The following is a 13,046-nucleotide window of genomic DNA, read 5'->3' as shown; positions in this document are numbered from 1 at the left end:
TTCGATCAGGCGGCCCCTTCGTCCGCTGCGAGCGCGGCAATCACATCGGCAAAGCTTGTCTTGCAGACGAAGCCCAGCCTGTCCCGCGCCCGCGAGGCGTCGTAGACACGGTCGATCGAGGAAAACATCGTCCAGCCCTTTCGCGCATAGAGCGCCGGAAATTCTGGAAAATAGTGCGCGACGACGGACGATGCATCGGCAATCAATGCCTCGCAATCATCGGGCCGGAACGGCGTTGGCGCCGAGACGATGAAGATGTCGAAGCCCAGTCGTGGCGCCTTCTCCAGCGCCGCGACATGGGCCTCGGCGGCATCTTCGACGGTCAGCCGGCGGAACAACAGCTCATTGGCCTTGGTGTTGGCGTCCGACTGCTCGATCGCATGCGCCATGTCGTCTGCCTCAGGAAAGAACCGCGCAGTGCGCAGCACGATCACCGGCAGTCCGGACTGGGCGTGATAGAGGCGGCAAAGATGCTCGGCCGAAAGCTTGGTTACGCCGTAGATGTTGCGCGGCTCGGCCGACAGGTCTTCCGTCAGCCAGGCGGCCTTGCGCGTACCGCCGGTCAAGCCTGCGCGTATGGCTTTCGAGATCATCAGCGAGGTCGTCGACGTGAAGACGAAGCGCTGAACGCCTGATACCACCGCCGCGTCGAGCAGGTTGAGCGTGCCGCGCACATTCGTCTCGATGAAATCCTCGTTACGTTGGTGTTCGATGTCAGGCTTGTGCAGCGCGCCGCTGTGGATGATCGCCTCGATGCGGTTTTCCCTGATCGTCCGCATGACCAGATCACGGTCGGCGACCGAGCCGATCACCTGCGTTTGCGCCGACGGGGCCGGATCGAGACCGATGACGCCATGGCCAAGAGCCCGCAGGCGCGGCGCTAGCGCGCTGCCCAGCCACCCTGACGATCCCGTAAGCAAGATCCGCATCGGCGAAACCACGATTTTTAAGCTGATCGCTGTTAAGCACGGATGACATGTCACCGCGAACGGGTAAGTTGTATGCCAAACGAGAAAACAGGCTGTTCCAGCTTTCGACCAGGAAACGCACCGATGATCGCTCGCCTCCTGATTGCCGCAGGCGTTGGCTGCTTCGCCCTGCCCGCGCTCGCCGATGGTGAGGTGCAGAAGCTGATCACGCCCGCCGACAAGGTGCGGCTCGACAAATATGACGAGACGCGCAAGGCAGCCCTTGACGAAGCCAGGGCTGGCGACGCCGCCGATGTCAAGCAGCTCGACGCCTTGCTGGCAAAGCCGTTGGTCTCGTTTTCCGACAAGGACCTGACCGGCAACTGGCAGTGCCCTACGATCAAGGCCGGCGGGCTGAGCCCGCTCGTCATCTATGGCTGGTTCAAGTGCAAGGTGAGCGACGACGGTTCGGGCTGGATGCTGGAAAAAATCACCGGTTCGCAGCGCACCAAGGGGCGTTTCTTCGACGACGGCGAAAAGCGCTCGATCTATCTCGGCTCCCTTTCTGTCAACGACGATCCTGCAAAACCCTATGGCGGCGGCCCGCAAAGCGATCAGGTCGGCTATACCTTTCGCAACAGCGCCAACGAATGGCGCATCGAGTTCCCGGCGCCCTATTACGAATCGAAGCTCGACATCCTTGAATTCAAGCGCTGAGCGCGCGATCCCTGGCTTGCGGCGTGCTGCGGCAGGTGCGCGGCAAGCCTGAGGCAGGCGATATGATTTCAAGCTACGCGCTGCGGCAGGCGGCATTCTCACCCGATAGCATCGAGGCGGTCAGGGATGCGCAGCCGGCAAGCTTGCCATATCATATCCCGGGCCTGCCCGCGAAACAGTGGTCATCCGACGATCTGGTTCTATTTCTGGACCGGCGTAAAAACCTGCGTCTGTTACCGAGCGCCGATTTACCGGACGGCGCCCCGGCGATAAGCTTGCCGGTATGAGCGAAATCGACCACCGCACCATCATCGCCAGCCTTTCGGTCGAGGATCGTCGCGACCTCACCGCCAAACTGGACAGGCCCGGCATTGTCCGGCTGACCGTTCACGGCGGCCTGGTTGTCGTGCTGGGCGTGCTGATCGCCGCCCGGATTCCGTTCTGGCCCATTCTCATGCTGCCGCAGGGGGTCCTGATCGTCTTCTTCTTCACGCTGTTGCACGAGACCATCCACGAAACGGCCTTCAGGACGGCGTGGCTCAATCGGACCGTCGCCACCGTGACAGGCTTCCTGATCCTGCTGCCGCCGGCCTGGTTCCGCTATTTCCATTTCGCGCACCACCGCCACACGCATGATCCGGACAACGACCCCGAACTGATGGCGCCGAAACCGGAGACCATAGTCCAGTACCTGCGTTATCTCTCCGGCGTCCCCTACTGGACCAGCATGGCGCGCGTGATCGTCGTCAACGCGGCCGGCCGGAACCGCGACGGCTTCGTGCCGGAAAAGGGCCGCGACAAGGTGATTTCGGAAGCACGCTTATTCCTGACCGCCTATGCGGTGCTGCTGATGATCTCACTGGCCGTGCAGTCGTCGCTGCTGCTGTGGGTTTGGATTGTGCCGGTGCTCGTCGGCCAGCCCTTCTTGCGGGCCTATTTGTTGGCCGAGCACGCGCTTTGCCCGCATGTCGCCAACATGCTCGAAAACACCCGCACCACCTTTACCACGCGGCTGGTGCGCTTCGTGGCGTGGAACATGCCGTACCACTCCGAGCACCATTCCTATCCGGCCGTTCCCTTTCACCGCCTGCCGCGTTTCCATCAGATCGTCGCCGAACACCTGCGCACGACCGAGCGAGGCTATATCCGCTTCCACAGGAAGCTTGTCGGCAGCTTCGATCGTCGCACCGGCTGATCCAAACCAAGCCAAATATCGAAAACTCTCACCTTTCCTTTTGCGGCCTCCAATTGCGTCGCTTTTGAATGCGCGCGCGTCGTCCCATAACAAGCAGCCCAACAGCGCTTCCGGCAATGCTCCGAACCACTGCATCCGCCCGAAGATCGGAATCGATCTCCGGAAAAGTACGATGCAACTGAGCCAAAGTAGTAGAGCGTCCTTTCCGATTGGACGCACGGCGCTCTACGGGAGTAGGAATTCATGGCCGATCTGATCGTCGTCTACTGGCGCGACATCCCCGCCCAGGTCATCGTCAAGAAAGGCCGGCAGAACGCCAAGCGCGAATTGCCGCTGCGTTTCACCGAGGCGATCGACATGTGTGCGATGCGCACCGGCGCCGGCGGCACCGACGACTACCTGGCCGAATGGCGCAAGGCCGACCCCGTGCCGGTCAGCGATGATCTTGAAGGCGAGGCCGAAAAAGCCCTTCAGGACATCGACGCGAAATACGACCGCGAACGGCTGGTCGCTCTGGTTAAAGCGGGCGGGAAAGAAGATGTCTGAAACGACCCCGGCGATTACCCAGGCCACTCTGGTCAAGAAGGCAGCGCCGAAATCCGACTACAAGCCGGCCGACGTGTCGCCGCAGCGGCGCGTGCAGCGCTCCTTCGCGGTCAGGCTGTGGTCCGTCCGCCACTCGCGACTCCTCGAATGGTTCTACGCCAAGTTCTCCGACATGTTTTTGCTCCTCCATCCGCTGTGGAAGCGCATCGGTTACGGCCGCGTCGAAGGTCCGATCAAATTTGTCGAAAAACGCGTCAAGGGTTTTATGTTCGACTGCCGCATGTGCGGCCAGTGCATCCTTTCTTCTACCGGCATGTCGTGCCCGATGAATTGCCCCAAGCAATTGCGCAATGGCCCTTGCGGCGGTGTGCGCGCCAACGGCAATTGCGAGGTCGAGCCTGATATGCCCTGCGTCTGGGTCAAGGCCTGGGAAGGCTCGCGCAACATGAAGCATGGCGACAAGATCCTCGACGTGCAGAAGCCGGTCGACCAATCGCTGCGCGAGACCTCGGCATGGCTGCGAGTGACCGCACAGGCCGCCGCCGCGCGCGAAGCCGCCCGCAATGCGGCCCAGAATACCACGAACACCGGGGCATCGGCATGATCGGCCGCCAGCGCGACGAGAACCCGGCCGGCATCCACCTGCCGCTCGATCCCCTGCCCGGCCACACCTCGCGCGGCCGGCTTGAGCGCGTTCTGAGGCGCGGCGAGTTCGCGGTGACCACCGAACTCAACCCGCCCGACAGCGCCGATCCGGAGGACGTCTACAACCGCGCGAAAATCTTCGACGGCTGGGTCGACGCCATCAACGCCGTCGACGCGTCGGGCGCCAACTGCCACATGTCGTCGGTTGGCATCTGTGCGCTGCTGACCCGCATGGGCTATGCCCCGATCATGCAGATCGCCTGCCGCGACAGGAATCGCATCGCCATCCAGGGCGACGTGCTGGGCGGGGCGGCGATGGGCGTCGCCAATATGTTGTGCCTGACCGGCGACGGCGTGCAGGCCGGCGACCAGCCCGGCGCCAAGCCGGTGTTCGATCTCGACTGCATGTCGCTCCTGGAAACCTGCCGCATCATGCGCGACAACGGCAAGTTCTTGTCCGGCCGCAAGCTGACGACGCCGCCGCAGCTTTTCCTCGGCGCGGCGATCAACCCTTTCGCGCCGCCGATCGATTTCCGCCCCTACCGGCTGGGCAAGAAGATCGCCGCCGGCGCGCAATTCGTGCAGAGCCAGTACTGCTTCGACGTGCCGATGTTCCGCACCTACATGCAGCAGGTCCGCGATCTCGGTTTCACGGAAAAATGCTTCATCCTGTGTGGCGTCGGGCCGCTGGCCTCGGCCAAGACGGCCAAATGGATCCGCTCCAACGTGCCGGGCATTCATATCCCCGATTCGATCGTCAAGCGGCTGGAAGGCGCCCAGGACCAGAAGAAGGAAGGCAAGCAGCTCTGCATCGACATCATCAACGAGGTGAAGGAAATTCCCGGCGTCTCCGGCGTCCATGTGATGGCCTATCGTCAGGAGGAATACGTGGCCGAGATCGTCGATGAATCGGGCGTGCTGAAGGGCCGCCAGCCCTGGAAACGCGAAATCCGCCGCGACGACCAGCTCGTCGCCGACAGGCTCGACCACATATTGCACGACGAGATCACCGAAACCCAAGTGGATATGGTCAAGACCGCGCATTGATGGCGCGGACGGTCACCATTCGCTTGATCGAAATCAGAAACGATATAAAGAAGTCTTTATATCACGAGGGAGAGACTTCATGACCCGGACGATCGTCGCCTCAGCGACACGAGAAATCATCATCGGCTTCGACCAGCCCTTCTGCGTGATCGGCGAACGCATCAATCCGACCGGGCGCAAGAAGCTCGCCGCTGAAATGATCGCGGGTAATTTCGACACCGTCATCAGGGATGCGCTGGAACAGGCCGCCTGCGGCGCGACCATGCTCGACGTCAATGCCGGCGTTACCGCCGTCGACCCCAACGCAACCGAACCAGCGCTGCTGGTGCAGACGCTGGAGATCGTGCAGGGCCTGGTCGACCTGCCGCTGTCGATCGACAGTTCGGTGACCTCGGCGATCGAGGCGGCGCTCAAGGTCGCCAAGGGCAGGCCGCTGGTCAATTCCGTCACCGGCGAGGAAGAGAAGCTCGAAGCCATCCTGCCGCTGGTCAAGAAATACAACGTTCCGGTGGTTGCCATCTCCAACGACGAGACAGGCATTTCGATGGATCCGGACGTGCGCTTCGCCGTCGCCAAGAAGATCGTCGAGCGCTGCGCCGATTTCGGCATTCCGGCGCATGACGTGGTCGTCGATCCGCTGGTCATGCCGATCGGCGCGCTGGGCGATGCCGGCCGCCAGGTCTTTGCCCTCCTGCGCCGGCTGCGTGAAGAGCTCAAGGTCAACACCACCTGCGGCCTGTCCAACATCTCGTTCGGCCTGCCGCACCGCCACGGCATCAACGCCGCCTTCATCCCGATGGTGATCGGCGCCGGCATGACCTCGGCGATCATGAACCCGGTGCGGCCGCAGGAGATGGAAGCTGTGCGCGGCGCCAATGTGCTGAACGGCACCGACGAGAACTGCACCAACTGGATCAGGACATACAAGGACTACAAGCCGGCCGAAGGCGGCCAGGCGATCGCGGCGCCCACGCAAGTCAATACGCCGGGTGAAGGCAATGGCAATGGCGGCCGCCGGCGCGGCGGCCGTGAAGCCCGTATGGCCCGGGGATAAGCGCGCAATCGTGAACTCTCCTGCCAACATCACCGATCCGCTCGTGCTGTTCATGCCGTCCGGCAAGCGCGGGCGGTTTCCGGTCGGCACGCCGGTGCTCGATGCCGCACGCCAGCTCGGCGTCTATGTCGAGAGCGTGTGCGGCGGACGCGCCACTTGCGGGCGCTGCCAGGTCGAGGTGCAGGAAGGCAATTTCGCCAAGCATAAGATCGTCTCTTCCAACGACCACATCTCGCCCAAGGGTGCCAAGGAGGAGCGCTACGAACGCGTGCGCGGCCTTCCCGAACGACGCCGCCTGTCCTGCTCGGCGCAGATCCTCGGCGATCTCGTCGTCGACGTGCCGCAGGACACGGTCATCAACGCGCAGACCATCCGCAAGGACGCCGACACCAGGGTCATCGCCCGCGATTCGGCAATCCACATGTGCTATGTCGAGATCGAAGAGCCCGACATGCACAAGCCGCTAGGCGATCTCGATCGCCTGAAGATCGCGCTGATGAAGGACTGGGGACTCAAGAGCCTCGATTTCGACGTCCATCTGCTGCCGCAGGTGCAAGGCATCTTGCGCAAAGGCAACTGGACCGCGACCGCCGCCATCCACAAGGATGCCGAAAGTGAGACCGCGCGGGTCATCTCTTTGTGGCCCGGCCTCAAGAACGAGGCCTACGGGCTTGCCTGCGATATCGGCTCGACCACCATCGCCATGCATCTGGTCTCGCTTCTGTCGGGCCGCGTCGCCGCCTCGTCGGGCACGTCGAACCCGCAGATCCGCTTCGGCGAGGATCTGATGAGCCGCGTTTCCTATGTGATGATGAACCCGGACGGTCGCGAAGGCATGACGGTCGCGGTGCGCGAGGCGATCTCTGGTCTCGTCGATAAGGTTTGTGCGGAAGGCAACGTCCAGCGCAACGACATCCTGGATTCCGTCTTCGTCGGCAATCCGATCATGCACCATCTGTTCCTCGGCATCGACCCGACCGAGCTCGGCGGCGCGCCCTTCGCGCTGGCCGTCTCGGGCGCCGTGCACATCAAGGCGTCGGATATCGGCCTGAAGCTCAACCAGGGTGCCAGGCTCTACATGTTACCTTGCATCGCCGGCCATGTCGGCGCCGACGCGGCTGCGGTGACGCTGTCGGAAGGCCCGCACCGCCAGGACGAGATGATGCTGATCGTCGATGTCGGCACCAATGCCGAGATCGTGCTCGGCAATCGCCAGCGGGTCGTGGCGGCCTCCTCGCCCACCGGTCCGGCCTTTGAGGGCGCGGAAATCTCCGGCGGCCAGCGCGCCGCGCCCGGCGCCATCGAGCGCGTGCGCATCGATCCCGATACGCTAGAGCCGAAATACCGCGTCATCGGCTCGGAACTGTGGTCCGACGAGCCCGGCTTCCTCGACAGCGTCCAGGCAACCGGCGTCACCGGCATCTGCGGCTCCGGCATCATCGAGGTGGTCGCCGAAATGTATCTGGCCGGCATCATCTCCGAGGACGGCGTCGTCGATGGCGGGCTCTCCGCCCGCTCGCCGCGGGTCACCGCGAATGGCCGCACCTTCTCTTACGTGCTGAAGGAGGGCGAGCCCAGGATCACCATCACCCAGACCGACGTGCGCGCCATCCAACTCGCCAAGGCTGCACTTTATGCCGGCACCAAGCTGTTGATGGAAAAGCAGCACACCGATCATGTCGACCGCATCCACTTCGCCGGCGCCTTCGGCTCCTTCATCGATCCGAAATACGCCATGGTGCTGGGACTGATCCCCGACTGCGATCTCGACAAGGTCTCGGCCGTCGGCAATGCCGCCGGTGCCGGCGCGCGCATGGCACTTTTGAACCGCGGCTATCGCCGCGAGATCGAGGAAACGGTGAGCCGGATCGAGAAGATCGAGACCGCGCTGGAGCCGAAATTCCAGGAGCACTTCGTCTACGCGATGGCGCTGCCGAACAAGGTCGACCCGTTCCCGAAACTTTCGGCGGCGGTGAAACTGCCACCGCGCAAGACGGTCAGCGAAGACGGCATTGCCGGCGACGCCGCCCCGCGGCGGCGTTCGCGCGAAGGCCACGCGGCCCGGCGCGGCCGGGGGTGATATCCCGCCGGCGAAAGCAGCACTTCGCCCTCATTCTCGTTTGCATGCAAATGTTTCCGGATCAGCCCTGAAACAAGGCGCTGTTTTCGTGAAATCCACCAGATACATGCGCGGCGCATTTAACCGGCATCGAACGGCAGGCAGGAAATAACTTCCAGCCGCCGCAGCACTCCAAGGGAGATGAAGATGTCGATGTTCGAAAGCCTCGGCCGCTTTGGTACGGCCATCAAGCATGCGCACAACAGGAACAAGTCCGTCCGGGCCCTGAACAGCCTACCGCCCGAAATTCAGAGGGACATCGGCTGGCCAGTGTCGCCGCGCGAAGACCCGCAGGTCACCTTCTCGGCCCTGCTTCTGGGTTCGGCGCGCTGATGACGTTCGCCGACAAATGCAAGCTGCTGGCCAAGCGCCGGAGCCGTCATACGGCTCCGGCGGCAAGCGACCCTCGGTTGCGCGCCGCACTGCTGCACCGGCGCTGAGCATTGCAGCGAGCCATGACTAGCTGCTGGCCTTTGATTGCCAGCCAGATCACACCGCCGTGTTGTCTCAGCGCAAATCTTGACATTCTGGGCGAAGGCACGATCTTCGATAGCGGGGGTTCTCTTAGTCGGCTCAACCGAAGTCCGTGTGTCCGCATGCCCAGCCTCAAAAGCCACGTCGTTTCCTTTGTCCTCAGGTATAGCCGCAAGAAAGCCTTTTCCAGTCCGGAAAACCTGCAGCGCTGGATCGCCTATGCGCGCAAGACGGAGAACCATCAGCCGCCTGCCTTGCTCCGATCACGTTTCGACATCACGACGCGCAGCGTGGACGGCTTTCCCGTCTATGAAATCGCGCCAAAGGCTGGCGAACGGAAGCGTATCCTCTACTTGCATGGCGGCGCCTACGTCTTTGAAATCACGCCGTATCATTGGCGGTTGATCGGCGATATGGCCCGTCGGTTGGGCTTCGGCATCACCGTGCCGATCTACCCGATTGCTCCCGAACACGATTTCCACTCCATGTTCGGCATGGTCGGCAAGGTCTACCGGCAGATGCTCGATGAGACGGAAGCGCAGGACATCGTCTTTATGGGCGATTCCGCCGGCGGCAACATGGCCGTGGTGCTGACCATGATGGCCGCGGAAGACGCCCTGCCCTTGCCGTCACGCCATGTGCTGATCTCGCCCGGCCTCGACGTGTCGCTCGCCAACCCCGAAGTGTTCGAGGCGGAACGCTACGATCCGTGGCTGGGAATTCCGGGCGGGCTGGAGGCGGTCCGGCTCTACAGTGCCGGCATAAATCCCAGCGACTGGCGCATCAGCCCGCTTTACGGTGACCTCTCGGTGTTGCCGAAAACGCTGCTTCTGACCGGTTCGCGCGACATGCTGACCCCGGACAACCTGATCTTCGCGCAAAAGGCCCGTGCCGCCGGTGTCGAAATTGAGGTTGTTCTCGAGCAAGGCATGTTCCATGCATGGCCGCTCATCGACATGCCCGAGGCGCGGCGTGCGCGCGATAGCATCGTGGCGTTTTTGACCAGCGAAACCGAGAGCTATCACGCCAAAGCCGACAAATTGTCACTGCAAAAGACAGATCGCGGCGTCACCGCTCACAACCTGGCTACGCCGTTGAGGTCCTGAATCAAAATTTCCCGGTTTCCCTGAACACTTCGAAGGTCGCACGGATGTGGTCGGCGACCGCCTTCACCGGCGCGCTGGCGTCCGGCGCCACGACCATGGCCAGATTGTAGGTGCCGATATCGGGCATGCCGTCCTTCGGGCAAAGCTCGACCATGTCGCTGCCGAGGAACGATTTCGGCAGCGGCGCTACCGCGAGGTCGGACATGATTGCAGCGCGCTGGCCGGCCGTATGCGCGCTCATATAGGCCACGCGATAGTTGCGGCCTTCGCGGCCGAGCGCTTCGAGCGCCCCGGCCCGCCAGGCACAGCCCTCTTCCCACAATGACACCGGCAGCGGTTCGCGCAGATGCGCGCAGCCGCCCTTGGCGCCGGCCCAGACGATCGGTTCGGTGAGCAGCACTTCGGCGCCGAGCGCGCTGGTCTTATAGGAATTGGTGAGCAGCGTGATGTCGAGCGCCCGGTCGTCCATGCGCCGGCGCAGATTGCTGCTCTGGTCGATGGTGACATCGACTGCGATAGAGGGATGCGACTGCGCAAAACGCTTCAAGACATGTGGCAGCACGCGCTCGCCATAATCGTCCGGCGAGCCGAGCCGCACCACCCCGACAATGTCGGGGATGATGAATTTCGACACCACCTCGCGGTTGATAGACAACAGCCGGCGGGCGTAGCCGAGCAGCATCTCGCCATCCGTGGTCAGCGTCACCGAGCGCGCGTCGCGCGCAAACACGGAGCGGCCGAGAATGTCCTCAAGCTTCTTGATCTGCATGGAAACGGCCGACGGCGTGCGGAAGACGGCATTGGCCGCGGTTGTGAAACTGCCGGTCTCGGCGATTGCCACGAAGGTGCGCAAGACGTCGAGATCAAGCAGCGGCAACGGATGATTGAGTGGGGCGTTCATGGGAAGCAGCCTTCAATTTTTCTGATGCAAACTATCATTCCATTTCGTTTGATTGAACATCACTTTGGTGGGATAGTCAACTCCATCGAAGGCAGATGTATCGAAAGCGGCCTTGAACGCCCACGACATCGATCTGCAATCGACACGAAATGAAGCTGAAACAAACCGCGCTTCGTATGCCGAGCAATCGGCGAGCTCCCGACCCAATGCAAAAGGAGAATGAAAATGTCCATCCTGTCATCCATCGGCCGCATCGCGACCGAATTCAGCGCGGCTCGCGCCCGCTACCAGACTGAACGCGCCATCCGCTCACTGCCGATCGAACTGCAGAAGGACATCGGCTGGCCTGAAGCCGCCGACACCAAGACCGGCACTCGCTATGGGGTTGGATCCTGGGCTGGCGGAGCAAAATAGATCGTGTGTATTCAAAGCTGACGGCCTGTCGCGCAGATCATGCCCGGCAGGCCTTTTTGTTTGCGGTCAAATGCTTTTTGAAGCCATGTCGCCGCTGCATGGCGCATATGAGCGGGTTGCATAGCAGCTCACATTTCGAACTACGCCTTGTAAGTGATCATAAATATTGGGCGGAATGCCCAAAGTTGTCGCATTCCGTGTCGCTTTTCCTATCAAGTGCTTCGCTTTTGCGATTTAGTTTCCCCTCACGTAAGCCTATATCAGCGCCAGCCAACGAGCTGCCCCACTCCATCAAGCGAAGGCGACCCGTCTGAGCAACCGAATGGAGATGATGATGAAGCTTTTTGCCCGCCTTTTTTCTCGCCGAGAAATGAACCTGACGACCGCGCTCGAGCGCCAGCGCCTTGCCAACACCATGCCCGGCCAGACCGGCGCCGTGGCCGCCGCACGCCTCGGCTTCGTCGCCTGATCTGACAAGCTCGCAAGCGGCGCTATCTGCTGCTGCTTCGAAGTTGATCACAGCGCCGCTTCGGTTCTGCCGAGGCGGCGCGTTTTGTATGTGCCGACCACATGCCGCATATTTGCTCAAACCGGCGGCATGTTGGGACCGTCGCCGCATAGCGATTGCCCATTTGCGACCCATGTCGCAAATAAAGTCTGTCTTTCGCCGCCTAGCCAATTGACAGGAAAGGTTTTTCCTGATGTCGCTATGCTGATCGCGACATCCTGTTCGCGCCATTGCAGCGTGAGGGTTACCCTGTGAACGTCGTAAATCATTCGATCAGGCGGTCGTTTGTATTCTTCCTGGTCCCCGATTTCACCATGATCGCCTTTGCAACGGCGCTCGATCCGTTGCGCTCGGCCAACCGGATGCTCGGCTACGAGGCCTATCGTTGGCGGCTCGCCAGCATCGACGGCAAGCCGGTGCGCGCCTCGAACGGCGTCGAATGCGCCGTCAACACCTCGCTGGAGGACGAACGCAAGAAGATGTCCGGCCCCGAACGGCCGAACATGGCGGTCGTTTGCAGCGGCATCAATGTGGAGCGCTACCAGAACAGATCGGCCTTCGCCTGGCTGCGCGAGGAATACAACCGCGGCGTCGCCATCGGCGGCTTGTGTACTGGCGCACATATACTGGCCGCCGCCGGCCTGTTGTCCAACAAGCGCTGCGCCATTCATTGGGAGAACCTGCCGGGTTTTTCCGAGGCGTTCCCGAAGGCCAATGTCTTTGCCGACCTCTTCGAGATTGACCAGAACATCTACACCTGCGCCGGCGGCACCGCGGCGCTCGACATGATGCTGAAGCTGATCGGCGACGATTTCGACGACAACCTCGTCAACCGGGTCTGCGAGCAGGTTTTGACCGACCGCGTACGCAGCCCGACCGATCGCCAGCGCCTGCCGCTGCGTGCGCGCCTTGGCGTGCAGAATTCCAAAGTGCTGACCATCATCGAATTGATGGAAGCAAACCTGTCCGAGCCGCTGTCGCTGATCGAGATTGCCGATCATGTCGACTTGTCGCGCCGCCAGATAGAGCGCCTGTTCCGCACCGAAATGGGACGATCCCCTGCCCGCTACTATCTGGAAATCCGCCTCGACCGGGCCCGGCACTTGCTGATCCAATCATCGATGCCGGTGGTCGAAGTGGCGGTCGCTTGCGGGTTCGTCTCCGCCTCGCATTTCTCCAAATGCTACCGCGAGCTCTATGCGCGCTCGCCGCAGCAGGAGCGCGTCGATCGCAAGCAGTTGCTGGTCGCGTAAAAAAGGCAACACCTGGATGGTGTAGACGCCATTGCCTCCCGGAGTGGAGTGTTCGCCAAGTCTAGAACGTCCAGTGCTCTAGAGCGGGTCACGCTTTGACGGAATCGAAAGGGATTCCGGATTGGTCTGATTTGTGATTCAAGATGCTGGCTGGATTGG

15 protein-coding genes are annotated in these 13,046 nt (G+C 62.0%); 13 read left to right on the top strand and 2 right to left on the bottom strand.

Going from position 1 to position 13,046, the window contains the following annotated elements; genetic code table 11:
* Positions 1–5: 5 nt before the first annotated feature.
* Positions 6–929, bottom strand: a complete 924-nt coding sequence (locus tag CIT31_RS32535) for an NAD-dependent epimerase/dehydratase family protein (RefSeq protein WP_095521913.1) — start codon at positions 927–929, stop codon at positions 6–8.
* A 123-nt stretch (positions 930–1,052) separates the two neighbouring features.
* Here CIT31_RS32535 and CIT31_RS32530 point away from each other — a divergent pair, with 123 nt between their 5' ends.
* From CIT31_RS32530 to CIT31_RS32485, 10 genes are all read left to right on the top strand, one after another.
* The gene (locus CIT31_RS32530; RefSeq protein ID WP_095521912.1) at positions 1,053–1,625 is read left to right on the top strand and encodes a DUF4893 domain-containing protein; all 573 of its coding nucleotides are present in this window, start codon (positions 1,053–1,055) and stop codon (positions 1,623–1,625) included.
* A 23-nt stretch (positions 1,626–1,648) separates the two neighbouring features.
* Positions 1,649–1,912: a hypothetical protein gene (locus tag CIT31_RS32525; protein WP_095521911.1), complete on the top strand. Its 264-nt coding sequence runs from the start codon at positions 1,649–1,651 to the stop codon at positions 1,910–1,912.
* A complete protein-coding gene (locus CIT31_RS32520; RefSeq protein WP_245316545.1) occupies positions 1,909–2,820 on the top strand; it encodes a fatty acid desaturase in 912 nt (303 codons plus the stop codon). Before CIT31_RS32525 ends, CIT31_RS32520 begins: the two co-directional genes overlap by 4 nt.
* Positions 2,821–3,063: 243 nt before the next feature.
* Entirely contained in the window at positions 3,064–3,366 is a 303-nt protein-coding gene (locus CIT31_RS32515; RefSeq protein ID WP_095521910.1) for a virulence factor, read from the top strand.
* Positions 3,359–3,970, top strand: a complete 612-nt coding sequence (locus tag CIT31_RS32510) for a methylenetetrahydrofolate reductase C-terminal domain-containing protein (protein WP_095521909.1) — start codon at positions 3,359–3,361, stop codon at positions 3,968–3,970. The genes CIT31_RS32515 and CIT31_RS32510 overlap by 8 nt, the downstream gene beginning before the upstream one ends.
* Positions 3,967–5,058 carry a methylenetetrahydrofolate reductase gene (locus tag CIT31_RS32505; RefSeq protein ID WP_029351936.1) on the top strand — a complete coding sequence of 364 codons (1,092 nt, stop codon included), beginning with the start codon at positions 3,967–3,969 and terminating at the stop codon, positions 5,056–5,058. Before CIT31_RS32510 ends, CIT31_RS32505 begins: the two co-directional genes overlap by 4 nt.
* A gap of 79 nt (positions 5,059–5,137) precedes the next feature.
* A complete protein-coding gene (locus CIT31_RS32500) occupies positions 5,138–6,112 on the top strand; it encodes a methyltetrahydrofolate cobalamin methyltransferase (RefSeq protein ID WP_095521908.1) in 975 nt (324 codons plus the stop codon).
* Positions 6,063–8,192, top strand: a complete 2,130-nt coding sequence (locus CIT31_RS32495) for an ASKHA domain-containing protein (protein WP_095521907.1) — start codon at positions 6,063–6,065, stop codon at positions 8,190–8,192. The genes CIT31_RS32500 and CIT31_RS32495 overlap by 50 nt, the downstream gene beginning before the upstream one ends.
* Before the next feature lie 186 nt (positions 8,193–8,378).
* Positions 8,379–8,564, top strand: a complete 186-nt coding sequence (locus CIT31_RS32490; protein ID WP_029351944.1) for a hypothetical protein — start codon at positions 8,379–8,381, stop codon at positions 8,562–8,564.
* Between the two features lie 263 nt (positions 8,565–8,827).
* On the top strand, positions 8,828–9,811 hold the full coding sequence (locus CIT31_RS32485; RefSeq protein WP_095521906.1) for an alpha/beta hydrolase fold domain-containing protein: 984 nt from the start codon (positions 8,828–8,830) through the stop codon (positions 9,809–9,811).
* 1 nt (position 9,812) lies between these two features.
* Here the strand turns inward: CIT31_RS32485 and CIT31_RS32480 are convergent, their stop codons facing one another.
* Positions 9,813–10,712: a LysR substrate-binding domain-containing protein gene (locus tag CIT31_RS32480; RefSeq protein WP_029351948.1), complete on the bottom strand. Its 900-nt coding sequence runs from the start codon at positions 10,710–10,712 to the stop codon at positions 9,813–9,815.
* Positions 10,713–10,937: 225 nt separating this feature from the next.
* On the opposite strand from CIT31_RS32480, the gene CIT31_RS32475 reads away from it, so the two are divergent.
* The 3 genes from CIT31_RS32475 to CIT31_RS32465 all read left to right on the top strand — a co-directional run bounded on the left by CIT31_RS32475 (position 10,938) and on the right by CIT31_RS32465 (position 12,887).
* The gene (locus tag CIT31_RS32475) at positions 10,938–11,126 is read left to right on the top strand and encodes a hypothetical protein (RefSeq protein WP_029351950.1); all 189 of its coding nucleotides are present in this window, start codon (positions 10,938–10,940) and stop codon (positions 11,124–11,126) included.
* A gap of 322 nt (positions 11,127–11,448) precedes the next feature.
* Positions 11,449–11,595, top strand: coding sequence for a hypothetical protein (locus tag CIT31_RS32470; RefSeq protein ID WP_163602974.1), 147 nt, complete (start codon positions 11,449–11,451; stop codon positions 11,593–11,595).
* A 290-nt stretch (positions 11,596–11,885) separates the two neighbouring features.
* The gene (locus CIT31_RS32465) at positions 11,886–12,887 is read left to right on the top strand and encodes a GlxA family transcriptional regulator (protein ID WP_095521905.1); all 1,002 of its coding nucleotides are present in this window, start codon (positions 11,886–11,888) and stop codon (positions 12,885–12,887) included.
* Positions 12,888–13,046 lie beyond the last annotated feature (159 nt).

It is taken from the genome of Mesorhizobium wenxiniae, from assembly GCF_002284535.1.
GTDB classification, from domain to species: domain Bacteria; phylum Pseudomonadota; class Alphaproteobacteria; order Rhizobiales; family Rhizobiaceae; genus Mesorhizobium; species Mesorhizobium wenxiniae.
This window is presented reverse-complemented; position numbering and strand designations above follow the sequence as displayed.

What these genes read in the sequence shown, in the direction of transcription:
- CIT31_RS32535 (WP_095521913.1), bottom strand. Translation starts at nt 929, where the DNA reads ATGCGGATCTTGCTTACGGGATCGTCAGGGTGGCTGGGCAGCGCGCTA.
- CIT31_RS32530 (WP_095521912.1), top strand. Translation starts at nt 1,053, where the DNA reads ATGATCGCTCGCCTCCTGATTGCCGCAGGCGTTGGCTGCTTCGCCCTG.
- CIT31_RS32520 (WP_245316545.1), top strand. Translation starts at nt 1,909, where the DNA reads ATGAGCGAAATCGACCACCGCACCATCATCGCCAGCCTTTCGGTCGAG.
- CIT31_RS32515 (WP_095521910.1), top strand. Translation starts at nt 3,064, where the DNA reads ATGGCCGATCTGATCGTCGTCTACTGGCGCGACATCCCCGCCCAGGTC.
- CIT31_RS32510 (WP_095521909.1), top strand. Translation starts at nt 3,359, where the DNA reads ATGTCTGAAACGACCCCGGCGATTACCCAGGCCACTCTGGTCAAGAAG.
- CIT31_RS32505 (WP_029351936.1), top strand. Translation starts at nt 3,967, where the DNA reads ATGATCGGCCGCCAGCGCGACGAGAACCCGGCCGGCATCCACCTGCCG.
- CIT31_RS32500 (WP_095521908.1), top strand. Translation starts at nt 5,138, where the DNA reads ATGACCCGGACGATCGTCGCCTCAGCGACACGAGAAATCATCATCGGC.
- CIT31_RS32495 (WP_095521907.1), top strand. Translation starts at nt 6,063, where the DNA reads ATGGCGGCCGCCGGCGCGGCGGCCGTGAAGCCCGTATGGCCCGGGGAT.
- CIT31_RS32490 (WP_029351944.1), top strand. Translation starts at nt 8,379, where the DNA reads ATGTCGATGTTCGAAAGCCTCGGCCGCTTTGGTACGGCCATCAAGCAT.
- CIT31_RS32485 (WP_095521906.1), top strand. Translation starts at nt 8,828, where the DNA reads ATGCCCAGCCTCAAAAGCCACGTCGTTTCCTTTGTCCTCAGGTATAGC.
- CIT31_RS32480 (WP_029351948.1), bottom strand. Translation starts at nt 10,712, where the DNA reads ATGAACGCCCCACTCAATCATCCGTTGCCGCTGCTTGATCTCGACGTC.
- CIT31_RS32475 (WP_029351950.1), top strand. Translation starts at nt 10,938, where the DNA reads ATGTCCATCCTGTCATCCATCGGCCGCATCGCGACCGAATTCAGCGCG.
- CIT31_RS32470 (WP_163602974.1), top strand. Translation starts at nt 11,449, where the DNA reads ATGGAGATGATGATGAAGCTTTTTGCCCGCCTTTTTTCTCGCCGAGAA.